General features: G+C 57.7%; 13 protein-coding genes and 2 pseudogenes. 9 read left to right on the plus strand and 6 right to left on the minus strand.

All coding sequences use genetic code 11. The features are described 5' to 3' along the window. Positions 1-449 precede the first annotated feature (449 nt). Complete coding sequence (gene ilvD, locus IB246_RS00615; RefSeq protein WP_008042755.1) at positions 450-2,132, minus strand: dihydroxy-acid dehydratase; 1,683 nt, start codon at positions 2,130-2,132, stop codon at positions 450-452. 385 nt (positions 2,133-2,517) lie between these two features. On the opposite strand from ilvD, the gene mqo reads away from it, so the two are divergent. Further along, on the plus strand, positions 2,518-4,164 hold the full coding sequence (mqo, locus tag IB246_RS00620; protein WP_032832742.1) for a malate dehydrogenase (quinone): 1,647 nt from the start codon (positions 2,518-2,520) through the stop codon (positions 4,162-4,164). Between the two features lie 169 nt (positions 4,165-4,333). Continuing rightward, positions 4,334-5,146, plus strand: coding sequence for a diaminopimelate epimerase (gene dapF / locus IB246_RS00625; RefSeq protein ID WP_008042759.1), 813 nt, complete (start codon positions 4,334-4,336; stop codon positions 5,144-5,146). A gap of 120 nt (positions 5,147-5,266) precedes the next feature. Here the strand turns inward: dapF and IB246_RS00630 are convergent, their stop codons facing one another. Further along, entirely contained in the window at positions 5,267-6,013 is a 747-nt protein-coding gene (locus IB246_RS00630; RefSeq protein WP_008042762.1) for an abortive infection system antitoxin AbiGi family protein, read from the minus strand. A gap of 242 nt (positions 6,014-6,255) precedes the next feature. Beyond that, the gene (locus IB246_RS00635) at positions 6,256-6,879 is read right to left on the minus strand and encodes a hypothetical protein (protein ID WP_157222790.1); all 624 of its coding nucleotides are present in this window, start codon (positions 6,877-6,879) and stop codon (positions 6,256-6,258) included. A gap of 341 nt (positions 6,880-7,220) precedes the next feature. Between IB246_RS00635 and IB246_RS00640 the strand changes: the two genes are divergently transcribed. The 3 genes from IB246_RS00640 (at position 7,221) to msrA (ending at position 8,692) form a co-directional block, all read left to right on the plus strand. After that, the gene (locus IB246_RS00640; RefSeq protein WP_008042766.1) at positions 7,221-7,511 is read left to right on the plus strand and encodes a DUF6124 family protein; all 291 of its coding nucleotides are present in this window, start codon (positions 7,221-7,223) and stop codon (positions 7,509-7,511) included. A 194-nt stretch (positions 7,512-7,705) separates the two neighbouring features. Further along, positions 7,706-8,071, plus strand: coding sequence for a hypothetical protein (locus IB246_RS00645; protein ID WP_008042768.1), 366 nt, complete (start codon positions 7,706-7,708; stop codon positions 8,069-8,071). Between the two features lie 114 nt (positions 8,072-8,185). Beyond that, the gene (gene msrA, locus IB246_RS00650; RefSeq protein ID WP_008042771.1) at positions 8,186-8,692 is read left to right on the plus strand and encodes a peptide-methionine (S)-S-oxide reductase MsrA; all 507 of its coding nucleotides are present in this window, start codon (positions 8,186-8,188) and stop codon (positions 8,690-8,692) included. A 56-nt stretch (positions 8,693-8,748) separates the two neighbouring features. Here msrA and IB246_RS00655 read toward each other — a convergent pair whose 3' ends face one another. Both IB246_RS00655 and IB246_RS00660 read right to left on the minus strand, forming a co-directional pair. Beyond that, entirely contained in the window at positions 8,749-10,188 is a 1,440-nt protein-coding gene (locus tag IB246_RS00655; RefSeq protein WP_008042773.1) for a DHA2 family efflux MFS transporter permease subunit, read from the minus strand. A 76-nt stretch (positions 10,189-10,264) separates the two neighbouring features. Then, the gene (locus IB246_RS00660) at positions 10,265-11,113 is read right to left on the minus strand and encodes a type 1 glutamine amidotransferase domain-containing protein (RefSeq protein ID WP_008042774.1); all 849 of its coding nucleotides are present in this window, start codon (positions 11,111-11,113) and stop codon (positions 10,265-10,267) included. Positions 11,114-11,234: 121 nt separating this feature from the next. On the opposite strand from IB246_RS00660, the gene IB246_RS00665 reads away from it, so the two are divergent. Beyond that, the gene (locus IB246_RS00665) at positions 11,235-12,161 is read left to right on the plus strand and encodes a LysR family transcriptional regulator (RefSeq protein ID WP_008042775.1); all 927 of its coding nucleotides are present in this window, start codon (positions 11,235-11,237) and stop codon (positions 12,159-12,161) included. A gap of 892 nt (positions 12,162-13,053) precedes the next feature. Here the strand turns inward: IB246_RS00665 and katG are convergent. Continuing rightward, positions 13,054-15,306: a catalase/peroxidase HPI gene (katG, locus tag IB246_RS00670; RefSeq protein WP_008042062.1), complete on the minus strand. Its 2,253-nt coding sequence runs from the start codon at positions 15,304-15,306 to the stop codon at positions 13,054-13,056. A gap of 422 nt (positions 15,307-15,728) precedes the next feature. Here katG and IB246_RS00675 point away from each other — a divergent pair, with 422 nt between their 5' ends. The 3 genes and pseudogenes from IB246_RS00675 to IB246_RS28960 all read left to right on the plus strand — a co-directional run. Beyond that, positions 15,729-16,856 (plus strand): sensor domain-containing diguanylate cyclase, encoded by a 1,128-nt coding sequence (locus IB246_RS00675; protein ID WP_008042064.1) that lies wholly within the window; start codon positions 15,729-15,731, stop codon positions 16,854-16,856. Positions 16,857-17,249: 393 nt separating this feature from the next. Beyond that, positions 17,250-18,143, plus strand: a pseudogene (locus tag IB246_RS28955) (cache domain-containing protein); the annotation flags it as partial. Between the two features lie 324 nt (positions 18,144-18,467). Continuing rightward, a pseudogene (locus IB246_RS28960) lies at positions 18,468-19,004 on the plus strand (methyl-accepting chemotaxis protein); the annotation flags it as partial. Between the last annotated feature and the right edge of the window lie 124 nt (positions 19,005-19,128).

The following is a 19,128-nucleotide window of genomic DNA, read 5'->3' on the forward strand; positions in this document are numbered from 1 at the left end:
CGCCAGCAAGCCGGCTCCTACAAATATTTGTCGGTGACGGCACCCTCGACGACGGATGACCTGTCGGCGCTGGCGGGGAAATTGTCGCAGTCGGTGGATCGGTTTCGCCTCTGAAAATAAACACGAACCTGTAGGAGCCGGCTTGCTGGCGATAGGAGCAACTCGGTTTGACGGGATACCGCGTTGTTAGCATCGCCAGCAAGCCGGCTCCTACAAGTATTTATCGGTGACGGCACCCTCGACGACGGATGACCTGTCGGCGCTGGCGGGAAAATTGTCGCAGTCGGTGGATCGGTTTCGGCTGTGATATCCATTCAACATTGATGTTGCCAGACCGGACCCCATCGCGAGCAGGCTCGCTCCCACATTGATTGCGTCAACGCGAAGATCAACTGTGGGAGCGAGCCTGCTCGCGATGGCAATCGCTCAAACGATACAGAATCAAAGCATTAAAGGTATTTGTCGGTGACGGCACCCTCGGAGGCGCTGGACACCGTCTTCGCATACTTCGCCAACACCCCGCGTTTGTACCTGGACTCAGGCCGCACCCAACGGGTTTTGCGCTCGGCCAGTTCGGCATCGGAAACGCCGACCGTGATCTGCCGGGTTTCGGCATCGATGGTGATTTTGTCGCCGTCTTCGATCAACGCAATCGGCCCGCCATCAAATGCTTCCGGCGTAATATGCCCCACCACAAAACCATGGGAACCCCCGGAAAAACGGCCATCGGTAATCAACGCCACATCCTTGCCCAACCCCTTGCCCATGACCGCCGACGTCGGCGAAAGCATTTCGCGCATGCCCGGGCCGCCCTTGGGTCCTTCGTAGCGAATCACGATCACGTCGCCCGCTTTCACTTCACCGTTGAGAATCCCGGCCAGCGCACCTTCTTCGCCGTGGTAGACCCGCGCCGTACCTTCAAAGCGCAAACCTTCCTTGCCGGTGATCTTGGCCACCGCGCCAGTGGGCGAGAGGTTGCCGCGCAGCACCACCAGGTGCGAGTCCTTTTTCACCGGCTGGTCGAAGGGCAGAATCACGTCCTGGCCTTCCGGATAATCCGCCACGTTTTCGAGGTTTTCCGCGAGGGTCTTGCCGGTCACCGTCATCGCATCGCCATGCAACATGCCGGCCGCGAGCATGCGCTTCATCAGCGGTTGAATGCCGCCGATGGCCACCAGTTCGCTCATCATGTATTTGCCGCTGGGGCGCAGGTCGGCCACGACCGGCGAGACCTTGCCCAGCTCGACGAAATCATCCAGCGTCAACTCGACATCCACGGCATGCGCCATGGCCAACAGATGCAGCACCGCATTGGTCGAACCGGCGAGGGCGATGACCACGCGGATCGCATTTTCAAAGGCTTTGCGGGTCATGATGTCCCGTGGTTTGAGGTCCAGCTTCAACAACTCCATGACCTGCTGGCCGGCGCGGAAACTGTCCGAGGCCTTGTCGCTGCCGACAGCGTCCTGAGAGCTGGAACCGGGCAGGCTCATCCCCAGCGCTTCAATGGCCGAGGCCATGGTGTTGGCCGTGTACATCCCGCCGCAGGAACCGGGACCGGGAATCGCCACTTCCTCGATCTGCTTGACCTGGATTTCGTTGATGTCGCCACGCGCATTCTGGCCCACGGCTTCGAACACGGAAATGATGTCGGTGTGACCGGCACCGGGCCGAATCGTCCCGCCATAGACGAAGATGGAAGGGCGGTTCAGCCGCGCCATGCCGATCAGGCAGCCCGGCATGTTCTTGTCGCAACCGCCCACGGTCACCAGGCCGTCGAAGCCTTCGCAACCGGCCACGACCTCGATGGAATCGGCAATCACCTCGCGTGACACCAGCGAATACTTCATGCCTTCCGTGCCGTTGGCGATGCCGTCGGAAATGGTGATGGTGTTGAAAATGACGCCCTTGGCCCCGGCGGCATTCGCGCCTTTTTCGGCTTCGACCGCCAGTTTGTCGATGTGCATGTTGCAGGGCGTGACCATCGCCCACGTCGAGGCGATGCCGATCTGCGGCTTCTTGAAGTCCTCGTCGGTGAAACCCACGGCACGCAGCATCGAGCGACCGGGCGCACGCTCCACGCCATCGACCACTTGAGAGGAATATTTGCGCAGATCGTTTTTATCGCTCATGACTGCTCCTCACCGGTTCATCGAAAAAACAGGTTGAGTATAGTGGCCCCGGCGCGCGTGTTCGGACTATCAGGTCGGGAACAGACGCGCGGGTTTGCTCCGGCGTGATATTCTTCACCTCAACTTGGTTTGACCTATTCAGTTTGCGTGTTCTCGAGACGCGCCAACAGAATCACTGTCGCTCAAGCAGCTGAAGCCAATAAAGATAAAAAGTCAGTTCAGTAGGGACATATAAACTGAGGTCGATGGATCACGTCGGCCTTGTGTGCCCACCCTCCGGATCTCATGTGCGAGCCCCCACGACATTTGCCTGAATGCCGTGTGAAACAAGGGTTTCGTCGTGAGGATGGAAGGGCGGATGACGTTTTATCAAAGGTGCTACAAGATGTTTAAGAAAATGAACACGGCCCTGCTGGGGCTGGCTTTGTCGATGGGGATCACGTCCGTCCACGCGGAAGAGGCAAAGAAAGTCGATGTGCTGCTGATCGGCGGCGGCATCATGAGCGCGACCCTCGGTGTATGGCTCAATGAGCTGGAACCTGGCACCTCGATGGAAATGATCGAGCGCCTCGACGGCGTCGCCCTGGAAAGCTCCAACGGCTGGAACAACGCCGGTACCGGTCACTCCGCCCTGGCCGAGTTGAACTACACCCCGGAAGACGACAAGGGCAATGTCTCGATCCCGAAAGCCGTTGAAATCAACGAAGCGTTCCAGATCTCCCGTCAGTTCTGGGCCTGGCAGGTTCAGCAAGGCGTGCTGAAAAACCCGCGTTCGTTCATCAACTCCACACCGCACATGAGCTTCGTGTGGGGCGATGACAACATCAAGTTCCTGAAAAAGCGCTACGAAGCCCTGCAAGCGAGCCCGCTGTTCGCCGGCATGCAGTACTCGGAAGACCCGGCGCAAATCGCCAAGTGGGTTCCGCTGATGATGGAAGGGCGCGACCCGAACCAGAAAATCGCGGCCACCTGGTCCCCGATCGGCACCGACGTGAACTTCGGCGAAATCACCCGCCAGTTCGTTGCGCACCTGCAAACCACCCCGAAATTCGACTTGAAACTGTCTAGCGAAGTGCAAGACATCACCAAGAACGAAGACGGCACCTGGCGCGTCAGCTACAAAAACCTGAAAGACGGCAGCAAGTCCGAAACCGACGCCAAGTTTGTGTTCATCGGCGCGGGCGGCGGTGCCCTGCACCTGCTGCAGAAGTCCGGCATTCCTGAAGCCAAGGAATACGCAGGCTTCCCGGTCGGCGGCTCGTTCCTCGTCACCGAAAACCCGACCATCGCCGAGCAACACCTGGCCAAGGCCTACGGCAAAGCCTCCGTTGGCGCACCGCCAATGTCGGTTCCGCACCTGGACACCCGTGTCCTGGACGGCAAGCGCGTGATCCTGTTTGGCCCATTCGCGACCTTCAGCACCAAGTTCCTCAAAGAAGGCTCGTACCTGGACCTGCTGACCACCACCACCACGCACAACGTGTGGCCAATGACCAAGGTCGGCATCAAGGAATACCCGCTGGTCGAGTACCTTGCCGGTCAACTGATGCTGTCGGACGAAGACCGCCTCAACGCCCTGAAAGAATACTTCCCGAACGCCAAGGCTGAAGACTGGCGCCTGTGGCAAGCCGGCCAGCGCGTGCAAATCATCAAGCGTGATGAAGCCGCCGGTGGCGTGCTGAAACTGGGCACCGAAATCGTTGCTTCCGCTGACGGCACCATCGCCGGCCTGCTGGGCGCATCGCCAGGTGCCTCGACCGCTGCGCCGATCATGCTGACCGTGCTGCAGAAAGTGTTCAAGGACAAGGTCGCTTCGCCGGCCTGGCAGGAAAAACTGCACCAGATCGTGCCGAGCTACGGCACTCAGCTGAATGGCAGTCCTGAGAAGGTTGCACAAGAGTGGGCTTACACCGCCAAGGTCCTGCAACTGACCCCGCCACCGGCGATCGGTCAAGTAGCGACCCCGGCAGCTGCCCCGGCTGAAGCGCCAAAAGCGCCGAAAGCAAACGCTGCAACTGATATGGCTCTGTAACCAGACGCCCAGTCAAAAAGCCCACTGAACCGGTGACGGTCAGTGGGCTTTTTTGTGCCTGGAATTCGGGGCTGACGGGTAGCTTTCGCGTGCCCTCACGCAACTTGCAAAAGCAATGCGAATGGGGCTAGATCGCCTGCAAACGGCCATTCACCACAGGGATCTGTCTATGCCACTGAGTTTCCATAAGATGCACGCCAATGGCGACGACTTCGTGGTCGTGGACGCGCGAAACTCGGCCAATCCAGTGACAAGCGCCCTGGCTCGGCGAATGGGGGATCGCCACCGCGGCATCGGTTTCAATCAACTCGCGGTGGTGCTCGATTGCGAAGACGCCGATGCGCGATTGATGTTCTGGAATACCGATGGCTCCACGCTGGATGTGTGTGGCAGCGCAACGCGGGGTGCTGCGGACAGACTGATGCGCGAATCGAATTCGACGTCGATAACGCTCCGCACCAACCGGGGTCTGCTCACTTGCCAACGAACCTCCAACGGCAACATTTCCGTCAGCATGGGACCGCCGCTGTTCGGCTGGTCGGATGTTCCCCTGGCTCATGAAATGGATACGTTGGTTCTGCCCCTTGATGGCGGCCCGGCGGCGTGCAGTATGGGTAATCCGCACTGCACCTATTTTATGGATGACCTGACGGCGATTGATATTGCGGCCATCGGACCGACCCTTGAAACCCACCCGCTGTTTCCGCTGAGGACGAATGTGCATTTCGTCCAGATCATTGACCGCAAGCATATTCGGCTGCGCATTTGGGAGCGCTGGGGCGGTATTCCGCTGGGTTCAGGTTCGTGCTCTTGTGGTGCTGCGGTTAACGGGATTCGTCGGGGGTTGTTGGACGATACCGTTGAGGTTGAATGTGATGGCGGGAGTGTCACGGTTCAATGGGATGGGGTGGGGGCGGTGTTTTTGATTGGGCCGGTAGAGGCAGTTTTTTCGGGGGCAATTGCGGATAGCTTCAATATTTAATGGCTGCTATATCGTGATATAGGAAAAAGGGACGGAATTATTTTTATAGCGTTTAATAAGTCTGTCCCGTTTTTTTTTAATGGTTTTCCATCTGAGTTTTCGGGTTTTTTTGTTGTTTGATTAGAAGTCTGTTTTTATTTGCTCTGATGTCAGTATGCGGGTTGTTAATTTCTCCACGACATGCATGTTGAAATTGGCTCCTTTTGACGCGCGAAGATGATTTATAAATTCAGTTATTTCTCTTTCGTCTTTTATGATTATATATTTGATGTCGTCAGGTTCAAATTTTAAGCGCAAGTCAGCGACACTTTTTGCGGCTTCTTCTTTTGCACCAGATTCTCCAAACTCTACTTTGTTGTAGTACATCTTGCATGCGTGGTCTATATCAGGGACGTATCTCCATTCTCTCTCATCTGAAAATCTATATTTTTTTGGAGGTTCACCGTTACGTTCAAGCATGCCTTCATAGTTTTTTGTGTATCTGGCAATATCAACTAATTGTTTGTGTGCTCTATCTGCCGCTTCGTCTTCATCATCGTCATTCTTGCTGAAATGTGTAAGCGCCTGTTCATAGCTGTGTGCAAGATGAGAGTACTGTTCAACATAGAGTACGGGGTTTAAACGGTTGCGAACGGCCCACTCTCTTGTGAGTCCAATGCCATAACATCCATAGCTAGATATGTGGTCTTTTATTTGTGATAGGGGTATGTCGCAAAAACTAACCATTGGGACATGAATGGTTGATGTTTTTTCATTCCACTTTATTTTCTCTTTGCAGTACTTGACGCGAAAGCTATTTTCAAGAATTCCTTCAAGAGCTTTTCTAGTGTTAGTAAGGTGGATTAGTGAGTTGGAGCTAAGAGGCATACGGTCGGCTCATTTTTTTGAGTTTAAAAATATAGAGGTTTTCATCTGTTTGGAGCGATTTTTATATTTTTATGACGATAATGTACACCGCGAAATATCAAAATGCCATCTCAAAAAAAGGTGACAGATTTATTTTTGGATTTTTTTCTAAAAAATAAATCTGCCCCCTATAAGTGGTCCCCTATAAGTGGGATTCGAGGTGATTTAAGTTGCTCGCCTTAGCAAATGATTGATGCCGTTTCTTAGGCGCGTGACACGACATGGTTTGACCTGTCGACGATTTCTGCAATATCAATGATGCTACCAATTTCGATTGTTATTGGATCTAGGTGCTCAATCGGTAGCGATGGACGCCAAGCAAAACGCCACTCATGCTGTAAAGCGAATAGAAGTGGCTTTGAAAAAACTGCACCAAGTTTGCTTTGCTTTCCATATTCAATCGCAGCATCAACACCGATCCACTCAGGAAGAAGTCCTTCAGCAGCTGAGTGAAATCGATTACTAAATTCTTTTACGTCATGAATTACCAAGCAGGAGTCGGTGTTTGGAAATTCGTCAAATAGATGTTCATCCCATCGTTTGGAAAAACAGATAGTAAAGTAGTTTGTTCCGACTTCTGATCGGTAGACGACATCGCCGATTGGCTTGATAATTTGCCCAGTGCTTTTGAGAGTGATGCACACAGAGCTGGCGGGAGATTTACTAATACGAAACAGCTCATCGTCGTGCCTCGCTGGATCCATCTCATGCTGCTTATAGTCGGATGCGGGCCGAAGACGAAACTCTCCAAGCTCAAGTGATCGCTCTAACCACTTTCGCTCTGAGTATCGATAAAGTTTTGTTGGATGTGTAAGGTCGATCTCCATAAGCTCCTTCCCTTTGACATGAACCACTCTAGCCTGCCTCTCAAGGCGATAAAGTGCCACTGTATTCTTTACCAATGCGACAACCCGATCCCGCTGGCCCGAAAAGCTCCACCCGTGTGCTGTCGATGTACCGCAAATAGCCGAACTGCCTGCTCACAGAAAATTGCTTCGGCCGAAGGCAACCCCACAGATTCGTCGCCAAACTACATCGAAATTTCCTACAACCTAATAGGCTTGCACCTAGGAAGCAACATTACTAACCTCCCTCTGCCGCTGCCAATACAGCGACCGGGTGTGGTAGCCCGTCTTTCTCATAGGAGCCCAGTTCATTGGAGTTCCAAATGCTCGACGAAAACGTTAACCCATCCGAAACTTCTGAATCCCCACCCCGCAAACCCGCCGAGGCCGAGCGCCGGGCAAACCCGATCTTCGCCGTCGTCCCCACCGCAAACACTGAAACCTTGCTGGTTCACGCGTGCGAAACACTCGCTTCTGCAAGCGTTATGGCCAGTGAGCTGGCGTTCATACTCGAAGGTCCCAAATGCAATTTGGCGCTGGGCATTCAGCAAATGATTGCGTTAGCGGAATTGACGGTGAATCGGGTGCTGGATCAGGTTGACCCGCAGGAGTAGGCGAGGGCGTTGATATAACGTGATGCGCCAACAGAAGCTCTGCCCCAATTAGTCGGGGCAGAGCTTTTTTTGTTTTTGGATTGAAGTCACAGCATCAGAGATCGCCAACCCAGTGCCTTCATCACTCGGAAAAGAATGAGTTAGGATCATCAAAGCCTAAAAACGGAACCTCTCAACCAAAGGACGCGACATTCATGGAAACCCCCTTTTCTCAAATCAGCGAGCGTTTGAACAATCGCCGGTTTACCGTCGCGAATAACGCTCAAGGGCTGTCCGGTGCCGGCACCGTGTTTCACTACCACGTCGAGGGGAATGCCATTTCGAGCACTTACCAGGGCGGACGGATACGCATCGGTCATCAAGTCGGGCGTGTGACAGGCCCCGATACCATTGAGCTGCTTTTTCAGTGTTTGACGGCGAATGGCGAGATGCTTGCCGGCTGGTCTCGTGGCACGGTGGGCGTTGATCACGCCGGGCGTACCACTCTGGCCTTCGTTTGGGGGTGGTTGTCGGGCGCGACGGGTGGTGGGGAGTCGAGCTACGTCGAGCTTACGGCGTAGCGGTTAAGGTTTATGATCATTGCGTCGACACCCCTGCGGCAGTCGCTCCGACTCGTTCAACAGTCCGATCCGTAATCAATAACGCGCTACTTTCATTGAGGAGAATGACCGTTCATGACGACGCAAACCGAAACCGCCATCCTGGCCGGTGGTTGCTTCTGGGGTATGCAGGATTTGCTGCGACGTTACCCCGGCGTGCTGTCCACACGGGTGGGTTACTCGGGAGGCGATGTGCCGAACGCGACTTATCGCAACCACGGCAATCACGCGGAAGCCATCGAGATCGTGTTTGATCCGCAACAAATCAGCTATCGCCAGATTCTCGAGTTCTTTTTCCAGATTCATGACCCGACCACCCAAAATCGCCAAGGCAACGATGTCGGCGCGAGCTACCGATCTGCGTTGTTCTACCTCAGCGATGAGCAGAAAGAGGTTGCCGAAGACACCGTGGCCGACGTCGAAGCTTCCGGCCTTTGGCCCGGCAAGGTGGTCACCGAAATCACCCCGGCCGGGCCGTTTTGGGAAGCGGAGCCGGAACACCAGGATTACCTCGAACGGCTTCCCGACGGTTATACCTGCCACTTCATCCGACCCAACTGGAAATTGCCCAAACGCGGGTAATCAAGTACAGGGGCGGCTCGAATGAGCCGTCTCTGTTCAGCCGCTTTGAGGCAGGTTCAAACCCGCTTCAACACACTGTCCCCTGCATCCTTGGGCAACCTGATCACATCAACCAACGCCAACAACCCCAACACCGCCACACCCACAAACGCCACTCGAAAGTCAGCCACCTGCGCCTGCAACTCATGGCCTTGCACCGACATCGACGCTCGCAACAACAACGCGGCAACCGTCACCCCCAACCCCATGGCCAGTTGAAAAAACAAGCTGAATAACGCCGACGCTTCGCTCATGCGCGTCTTGGGTACGTCGGCAAAGCCGATGGAGTTGTAGCAAGTGAATTGCATGGATCGCGACAAGCCGCCGACAAATAGCACAGCGGCAATCACGGCAAAGGGTGTCTCTGGGGTGAAGAAGGCACAGGCGACAATCGAGATGACGCCGATGACACCGTTGATCAGCAGGACTTGGCGAAAGCCATAACGCTGCATGATCGCCGTGGTGAACGGCTTCATCGCCAGGTTGCCGGCGAACACTGCGAGCACCAGCAGGCCGGCGTCGACGGGCGATAAGCCGAAGCCGACCTGGAACAACAGCGGTAGCAAAAACGGCAAGGCGCTGATGGCCAGGCGAAAGAGTGATCCGCCGAAGAGGCTGACCCGGAAGGTGTTGATGGATACGGTGCCGAGCGGCAATAGCGGGTGGGTGTGATGTCGGCAGTGGTGCACGGCCCATGCGGCGAGGATCACGCCGGCGATCACTAGCGCGAGTCCTGAGTACATGGCGTTGCCGTGCTGGCTGCCCAGCCATTCCAGGCCGCCCAGCAGCGAGGCGCAGGCGCCGGCCAGCAGGGCGAATCCCTTGCCGTCGAATGGGCGTACGTTTGCTTCACGTCCTTCGGGCACCAGCCACAGTGCGGCAAATAGCGCCAACGCACCGAGCGGCAGGTTGACGTAAAAGATCCACGGCCATGATGCGTGGGTGACGATCAGGCCGCCCACGATTGGCCCGAGAATGGGCGCTACCAGGCCGGGCCAGGTAATCACCGCGATCATTTTCACCAGGTCTTTTTTGTCGGTGTTGCGCAGCACGGCCAGGCGTCCCACCGGCACCATCAGCGCGCCGCCGATGCCCTGGAGCACGCGGGCGAAAACGAACATTTCGATGTTCTGGCTGAGCCCGCACAGGAGCGAGGCGAGGGTGAAGACGATGATTGCGCCGGCAAACACTTTTCGCGCACCAAAGCGGTCGGCGATCCAGCTGGACAGCGGGATGAAGATCGCCACAGCAAGAATGTAGGCGGTGATGCCGATGTTCATGTCGACCGGCGTAATGCCGAATGCGCTGGCCATGGTGGGCAGCGCGGTGGCGATGACCGTCGCGTCGAGGTTCTCCATGAAAAAGGTCACCGCCACCACCAGCGCGATCAGCCGGGTTTGCAGGCGCAGGCCAGACTCGGCTGTGACACTTGAATCTGGCGTGGCGGGTGACTTCACCGATGTGATCCTTTTTCGAGGTCATTCAAACAAAAAACAACGCCACGAGTTTTACCATTCCGGGACCACTCAGTCTCTAGCTCCGAGGCTTGAGACGCTCGACGATTGCCTTGCCCACGTCCAGCGCGGAACCTGGGTTTTGGCCGGTCACCAGTTCGCGGTCGATGACGACGTTGGAGGTCCACGGCGAGGTGTTGCTGCGATAGACGCCGCCCGCTTGTTCCAGCGCCGTTTGCGGATAGAACTTCATCGCGCCGCCATTCAACAAGCCCTTGGCCAATTCCTCTTCCTGATTGCTGATGACGGTGAATTTGTAGCCGGCGTAGGTCCAGCCTTTGGTGGAGGCTTTGCCAGCGGTTTCGAGTTGTCGGGTGAATGCGACGGGATCGGCCAGGGTCGACAGCAGGGCAATCGGACCGTGGCAGACGAGGGCGGTGGTCTTGCCGTTGTCATGGAAGTTGTTCAGCAGTTTTCCCAGCGCAGCGCTGTGCAGCAGGTCTTGCATCGGCGCGTGGCCGCCGGGGACGTAGACGGCGTCGAAATGCTCGTAGCCGATCTGTTCGACCCGCGCCAGGCTGATGACCGGCGACTCGCCTTTTGAAGTGACTTTTAGCTGATCCAGCAGCGCCTTGTGCGCCTGTAAGGCCGCCACGTCATTGTTGAAATACATCTTGTCGTTGGACGATTGGTCCAGTGTCGGCGCCTTGCCAGTCGGTGTGGCGAAGGTGACCGAGTGCCCGGCATCGAGCAGCAGTTTCACCGGTTGCATCAGTTCGTTCAGGTAGAAACCGGTGGCGAAAACCTTCTGGTCCTTGAGGTCGAGGTGGTCGGAATCGGACAGCACGATCAGGACATTGCTGGCCTGTGCGTTGAAGGCAGCCGCGGAAATGGTCATGGCGAGGGCGAGTCGGGCGATAGGGCGCATGGGAGCTTCCGAACAGTGAGGTGATCGATCGGCGGTCGCCGGATCGTTGATTCACTATATTCATGCCTGTGTGGGCGATAAACTCGCTGTGAAGGAAAGCACTTGTTCTTTGGAGGTAAGAGTGACCCGCCGATTCGATTATCTCGCGGACGTTGAAGTGTTCGTCACCGTGGTGGAAAAGGGCTCGTTGAGCGCCGGGGCGGTGTTTCTGGCGACCACGCCGTCGGTGGTCAGCCGGGCGATTTCGCGCCTGGAAGCGCGCCTCGGCGTCCAGCTGTTGCGGCGCACGACCCGGCGTCTGAGCCTGACCGAGGCGGGCCTGCTTTACCTTGAACAATCCCGCGCGGCGTTCGGGTTGATCGATGATGCCGAACGAACGATCCAGGGGCAGGAAGGCGAGTTGACCGGGCGTGTGCGGCTGAGTGTGCCGACGACCTACGGGCATTTCCGGTTGCCGCCATTGCTGTGCCGCTTTACCCGGCAGTACCCGCAAGTGCGCATCGAGTTGAGCATCAGCAATCGCAATGTGGATTTGGTGGCGGAAGGGTATGACCTGGCGATTCGTCTCGGGCAATTGCCGGACAGCGGCCTGATCGGACGCAAGCTTGAGGACGCGGGTTTGTGCCTGGTCGCCGCGCCGGACTACCTGAAACGTGCCGGCACACCGTGCAGTGTCGACGAACTGGCGGCGCATGCCTGCCTGCCGTTTGTGATGCCCAGCAGCGGCCGCGTCGGGCCCTGGCTGTTTCGCGAAGAGGGGGTTGATCGGGAGTGGATACCCGAGGCGAATGTGCAGGTGTCCGATGACGTGCTGGGCATTGTGTCCCTGGCCGAGCATGGGATGGGGATTTGCCAGAGCTACGATTTCATCGTCCGCGAGCGCATTCAAAGTGGACGCCTGGTGCCGCTGCTTGAACAGTCGGGCGGACGCTCCCGACCGTTCTCGGTGATCTATCCGCCCCATCGCCAATTGTCAGCGACCGCACGGGCCTTGATCGACTTCCTCACTCGGGAAGTGGCTGAGCCAGCCGGCTCGCCGTCCCTGTAGTTATCAGCGTACTTGATGCACCGCAGCGCCTGGATCGCCAGCAAGCCGGTTCCTACAGGTTTTGCGTGACCCCTCAATCCCGAACACCCCCACAATCTGTAGGAGCCGGCTTGCCGGCGATGGCGATCTCACGGACGCCATCGCCAGCAAGCCGGGCTCCTACAGGTTTTGCGTAAACCCTCAATCCCGAACACCCCCACAATTTGTAGGAGCCGGCTTGCTGGCGATAGCAATCTCACGGACGCCATCGCCAGCAAGCCGGGCTCCTACAGGTTTTGCGTTAACCCTCAATCCCGAACACCCCCGCAATTTGTAGGAGCCGGCTTGCCGGCGATGGCGATCTCGCGGACGCCATCGCCAGCAAGCTGGCTCCTACAGGTTTTGTGTGGGCCCTCAATCCCAAACACCCCGCAATTTGTAGGAGCCGGCTTGCCGGCGATGGCGATCTCACGGACGCCATCGCCAGCAAGCCGGGCTCCTACAGGTTGGGTGGTGTCTCGCCCGGGGCGATTTTGCTCTGATCCGTATTTTTCTGCGCTATCTGCATCTGTCATGTACTCGGCCTGCGCCCCACAATGACCGCACGGTCCGCAGTCGCGGTAGCCACTGAACCGCAAACTCATCATGTAGGAGGCCCCATGCCCAAGATGGCCATTTTTCTGGGTGGATTTCTGCTGTTAACCATTTTGATCGGTGCCTTGGCCACGATCTCTCCGACCTGATTCCTTCCTTCAATGCGCAACAAGCACAACGCCTCCACTTGGGAGGCGTTGTTGTTTCAGCGGTACCGTTTATTTACAAGAATCCATCGATGAACCCCGTAACCTGTAGGAGCCGGCTTGCCGGCGATGGCGTCCTCACGGCCGCCACCGCTTCGCCAGCAAGCTGGCTCCTACAGGTCAAAACGATCCAGGTTCATCACCTTCGTCCAGGCCGCTACGAAGTCTTTGACGAATTTCTCCTTCGCATCACTGCTGGCATACAGCTCGGCCAAGGCCCGCAGTTGTGCATTCGAGCCGAAGACCAGATCGACCCGCGTCCCGGTCCATTTCACTTGGCCGGTTTTGCGATCGCGGCCTTCGAACTCCTGATTGGCGTCCGACACCGGCTTCCATTCCACCCCCATGTCCAGCAGGTTTTTGAAGAAGTCGTTGGTCAACGCCTCCGGTTGCTGGGTAAACACCCCGTGTCGGGTTTGTCCGACGTTGGTGTTCAACACCCGCAAGCCGCCCACGAGCACAGTCATTTCCGGTGCGCTGAGGGTCAGTTGTTGCGCCTTGTCGATCAACAGGTGTTCGGCTGACACGCGGTAGCGGGTTTTCAGGTAGTTGCGGAAACCATCGGCGATGGGTTCGAGGAAGCCGAAGGATTCGACGTCCGTCTGCTCTTGCGAGGCGTCCGTCCGTCCCGGTGTGAACGGCACCGTCACGCTGTGACCGGCATTTTTTGCGGCTTGTTCGACACCGGCGCTGCCGGCCAGCACGATCAGGTCCGCCAGCGAGATTTTCTTGCCGCTGTTGTTGAACTCACTCTGAATGCTTTCCAGTTTCGCCAGCACGCTCGCCAGTTGTTCGGGTTGGTTGGCTTGCCAGGATTTCTGTGGCGCCAGTCGCAGGCGTCCACCGTTGGCGCCGCCACGTTTGTCGGAGCCACGGAAGCTCGACGCCGCCGCCCAGGCCGTTGATACCAACTGCGAGACGCTCAGGCCAGAGGCGAGGATTTTGCTCTTGAGTGCTGCGACGTCACTGTCGTTGACCAAGGCATGGTCGACCGGCGGAATCGGGTCTTGCCACAACAGTTCTTCGTTGGGCATTTCCGGGCCGAGGTAGCGCGAGAGCGGGCCCATGTCGCGGTGGATCAGCTTGAACCAGGCGCGGGCGAAGGCATCGGCCAACTGATCCGGATTGGCCAGGAAGCGCCGGGCAATCGGTTCATAGATCGGGTCGAAGCGCAGCGCCAGGTCCGAGGTGAGCATGGTCGGGTTACGCCGCTTGGACGGGTCGTGTGCATCCGGAATGGTGCCGGCCCCGGCACCGTTTTTTGTCACCCACTGGTTAGCGCCTGCCGGGCTTTTGCTCAATTCCCACTCGAAGCCGAACAGGTTTTCCAGGTAGTTGTTGCTCCACCGGGTAGGCGTGGTGGTCCAGGTCACTTCCAGCCCGCTGGTGATGGTGTCCGGGCCTTTACCGGTGCCGAAGCTGTTTTTCCAGCCAAGGCCCTGGGCTTCGAGGCCGGCGGCTTCCGGCTCGGCACCGACGTTGTCGGCAGGGCCGGCGCCGTGGGTTTTACCAAAGGCGTGGCCGCCGGCGATCAGGGCCACGGTTTCTTCGTCGTTCATGGCCATGCGGCCGAACGTTTCGCGGATGTCCAGGGCCGAAGCGACGGGATCGGGATTGCCTTCCGGACCTTCCGGGTTCACATAGATCAGGCCCATCTGCACGGCGGCCAGTGGGTTTTCCAGATTGCGCCCCTCATCGGTACGGCTGTCTTCATTTCTCCCGGGCTCGGCCACCAGTGGAACATCACCGGGTGCTTGCACGGGTTTTTGCGCTTTGTCGTAGCGAACGTCACCGCCCAGCCATTTGTTTTCCGAGCCCCAGTAAACGTCTTCATCGGGTTCCCAGACGTCTGCGCGGCCACCGGAAAAACCAAAGGTCTTGAAGCCCATGGACTCCAGCGCGACGTTACCGGTGAGGACGATCAGGTCGGCCCAGGAAATGTTGTTGCCATATTTTTGCTTGATCGGCCACAGCAGCCGGCGCGCCTTGTCGAGGCTGACGTTGTCCGGCCAGCTGTTGAGCGGGGCAAAGCGTTGCTGACCGGAACCGGCACCGCCACGACCGTCACCGGTGCGGTACGTGCCGGCGGCGTGCCAGGCCATGCGGATGAACAGCGGCCCATAGTGACCGAAGTCTGCTGGCCACCAGTCTTGTGAGTCGGTCATCAGTGCAGTCAGGTCGCGCTTGACCGCCGCAAAATCGAGTTTTTTGAACGCTTCGGCGTAGTTGAAGCCCTCGTCCATGGGGTCTGACAGGGACGAGTGCTGGTGCAGGATCTTCAGATTCAGTTGGTTCGGCCACCAGTCACGGTTGGTGGTGCCACCGCCTGCGGCATGATTGAACGGGCATTTCGATTCGTTTGCCATGTGCGAGCTACCTTTGGTCGTGTTCATCCGGCTATCGGGCCCGGGGCGGGCGTTAAATAGCAACGAGCGGAATCAAGGACATAGGCTGCAGGGCCAGCAGTTGGATCAACTGATTGTGGTGACCACACGGGAATTCTGAACAGCGGCAATCAGGTTGCCAGCGCGGTGGCCCACGGGTGGCCTAGTCAAGCTTCGGGCTCATTCCTGTCTCCTTTTCAGCGCTAATCCGGCCGGCTTATGGCGCCAGCGCAGACTAAGGTTAGACCTGAGTCGGGAAGTCAGCTAATAGGGCGAGTGTTGGGGCGTGATAGACGTACTCTTTCAATCTGGCGCCCGGAAACATTTCAAGGCCTCGGTTGTTTGCGCTACTGGCTGGGTGCCACAATACTTCTTTGACGAAGCATCATGATCAGGCGGATCAAATGGAAGGACTCGGACCCCGGTATGACCCGGATGCTTTGATAGCAGCGCAGGTACGCACTGATCGCCTGCACCAGTTGTTCCATCAGTCGGTGACGGCGATCCCGGGCAGTGTCCTGGCGGCGATCATGCTGTGCCTGCTGTGTTGGGAGCGCTTCGATCACCACGTCATTTTTTGGTGGATGGGCATTCTGACGGCGTCGACTTCATTGCGCGTCTCGATGTTTATCGCCTATTTCCGTAGCGACAAAAGTACGCGCACACCTGAGCAATGGGAGTGGAAATACTGGAGCACGCTGGTGTTATCTGCCGGTATCTGGGGCGCAGGCGCGCTGGCATTGATGCCCCCGGACGATATTCTGGCTCAGTCACTGGTCATGCTTTTTACCGTCGGGATGTCAGTCAGTGCGGTGTCCTGCTATTCGGCCTACCGATACATGACGTTGGTGTCCATTGGCCTGGTGTTGTTGCCGTGCACGATATGGCTGTTGTTCCAGCCGTCAGCGATGCAAGTCGGCATGGCACTGGCGGTGTTGGTGTTTGCCTCCTTCGTGGCCAGCGCTACCCGCAAACTCTCCGATGCGGTGGAAACCGCCTTTCGATTGACCCGTGAAATGGAGCAGGCGCACCGCATTTCCAATCTTGCCGCGCAGACCGATGAACTCACCGGCCTGAGGAATCGCCGGGCTTTTTTCGAGCACGCCCAGCAGTTGCACAGTTACTGCAAAAACAATCAGCTGCCGCTGTGCGCCGTGATGCTGGATATGGATCACTTCAAACACATCAACGACACCTATGGCCATCAGGTCGGGGATCAGGTGCTGAGCCAGATGGGCCTGGTCATCAGCACCTCGTTTCGTGAAACGGATGTCTACGGCAGGCTGGGGGGAGAGGAGTTCGCCATTCTGCTCCCGGACACCTCGATTGAAGAAACCCTGAACATTGCCGAGCAACTCATCCGCTCGATTGCCGAATTGATGACCGGGCCGGTGCATTGCATAACGGCCAGCCTCGGTGTCGCGTCGATGGACGCCTCCGACCTTGATTTGCACAGCTTGATGAACAACGCCGACAAGGCCCTGTATCGAGCCAAGGCCCGTGGCCGAAACCAGATCGCCGTTTCCGAGTGATGCCGTGCAAGGCTTGTGACCTCGCGGTCATTCAAGTTGCACCGGCAGAGCGCGCTTCTATATAGTGGCAAAATAATATCAACTATAAATAATTTGCCAGCAGGGCTGCATTCACACCGTTGGGCGCTCCGTGCTGGTTGACGAATCGCGCACTTGAGAATGTCCATGCCTAATCGCTCTCTGCACTTCAAGCTGTTCTGGACGGCCCTGATCGGGACCGTCGTCGTCATGGCGCTGCTGCTGGGCTCCATCGCCTATATCGCTTATGGCTCCTCCATCAAAGAAACCGCCGAGCTGGTCGACACGGTCGTCAAGGCCAATGCCAAGGAAGTGGAAGTCGAACTGGGTGTCGGTTTTACCGTCGCCGAATCGCTGGCCAGTGTCGCAACGGCCATGCAGCAACAGCACGTTGATCGCAAGACCGCCGATGCCGTGACCCGCCAACTGTTTGAAGCCAATCCGCAACTTTTGGGCCTGGGGCAGTATTGGGAAACCAACGCCTTCGATGGCAAGGACAGCGAATTCGCCAACCAGCCGAATCACGACGCCACCGGCCGTTACCTGACCTACTGGAACCGTGCGAGTGGCTCGGTGAAATCGGAAGCGCTCAGCGGTTATGCCCCGGAAAATGCCGATAACCAGTACTACTATCAGCCGCTGCACAGCCGTCAGCCGTGGGCTTCCGAACCGTTTGCCTACAGCACGGGCAGCGGCCAGAAAGTCATGATGGTGTCGATCATGGCGCCGCTGTTGCAGGGCGGCAAAGCCCTGGGCGTGGCGGGTGTCGATATCCCGCTTGAAAGCATCAATCGGCAACTGGCGAAAATCGATGCCTACAAAGGTTATGGCGCTCTGGTTTCGAGCAACGGCCTGTACGCCAGCCACCCTGATGCGAAGCGTTTGAGCCAGCCGGCCGACGATTTGCCGACGGCTGCCAAAGAGGCGATCAAGGCCGGTCAGCCGTATGACTTCCAGCGCGATGGCTGGGGTTATGTGCTGCAACCGGTGCGCATCGGCAAAGCCCCGAACACCTGGGCGCTGATGGTGGCGTACCCGCTGGCCGAAGCCATGGCGGGTATCAATCAGTTCCTCTGGACTGCGGTCGTCATCGGCCTGGTGGCGCTGTTGGCATTGGCCATCGTGCTCTGGCATTTGCTGGCGTGGCACATTCGTCCGCTGTCCGGCCTGACGGTCGGCATCCAGGCCTGGGGCGGCGAGTTGGGCCTGAGATTTGAACAACGCAGCGGCGATGAAACCGGCAAACTGGCGGGCGCATTCAACCAGTTTATCCAGCGCCTGGGGGACCTGGTGGGGTCGATTCGCCACAGCAGCGGCGCCCTGATGCAGATCTCCAATCACCTGGGCGATACCACTCAGGCCGTTGCCGACCGGGCGACGTCGCAACACACCGCGACCGAAGAAATGGCCAGTGGCGTAACCGCGCTGGCGCACTCGGTCACCGAGATGTCGCAGCAAGCCGAAGACGTGGAGCAACTGGCGCGCAACACCGAAGAGCTGACCAAGCATATCTCCGGCGATATGAACCAGACCCTGGCCGGGATCACCCACATCGACCAGACCATGGACGACGTTGCCGGCACTGTGGGCGACCTGGAAAAACGCTCGCAGCAGATTGCCGGGATCATCGCGGTGATTCGCAGCATCGCCGACCAGACCAACCTCCTGGCCCTGAACGCTGCAATCGAAGCCGCACGGGCAGGGGAGCAGGGACGCGGATTCGCCGTGGTGGCGGACGAAGTGCGGCAACTGGCAGAACGCACCAGCCGCTCGACCGGTGAAATCGGCGAGATGATCGGCGCCATCGGTTCTGATGTGCGCAACACGGTTGCCAACGTCCAGCAAGTCGGCGAAGCGGTGCGCCTGGGCGTGGTGCAACTGACCACCTCGGCGCAAGGTGTCGATCAGATTCGCCAGCATGCCCAGGACATTCTGACGCGCATCAGCGAAGTGGCGCGCCAGACCCAAAGCCAGGCCGCCACCGGTGAGCAATTGTCCGTCGCCATCCAGGGTGTCAGCCGCATCTCCGAGCAGAACGATCACGCGATCCGCAGCCTGCTCGATCAGTCGCTGCAATTGCGCGATCAGGCCGGGTCGTTGAACCAGCAACTGACGCAATTCAAGGATTGAAAACTGCCTGCAAGAGGCGGCGGCGAAATCTTGCGCCGTCGCTTCTGACCACCAGCGCTCAGGCTTTTTCGCACGGACAGTGGCAGTTAATGCGCAGGGTGTTTGATGACAGTATTCTGTCTGC

This window comes from Pseudomonas sp. PDM01 (assembly GCF_014852325.1).
Lineage (GTDB): Bacteria > Pseudomonadota > Gammaproteobacteria > Pseudomonadales > Pseudomonadaceae > Aquipseudomonas > Aquipseudomonas migulae.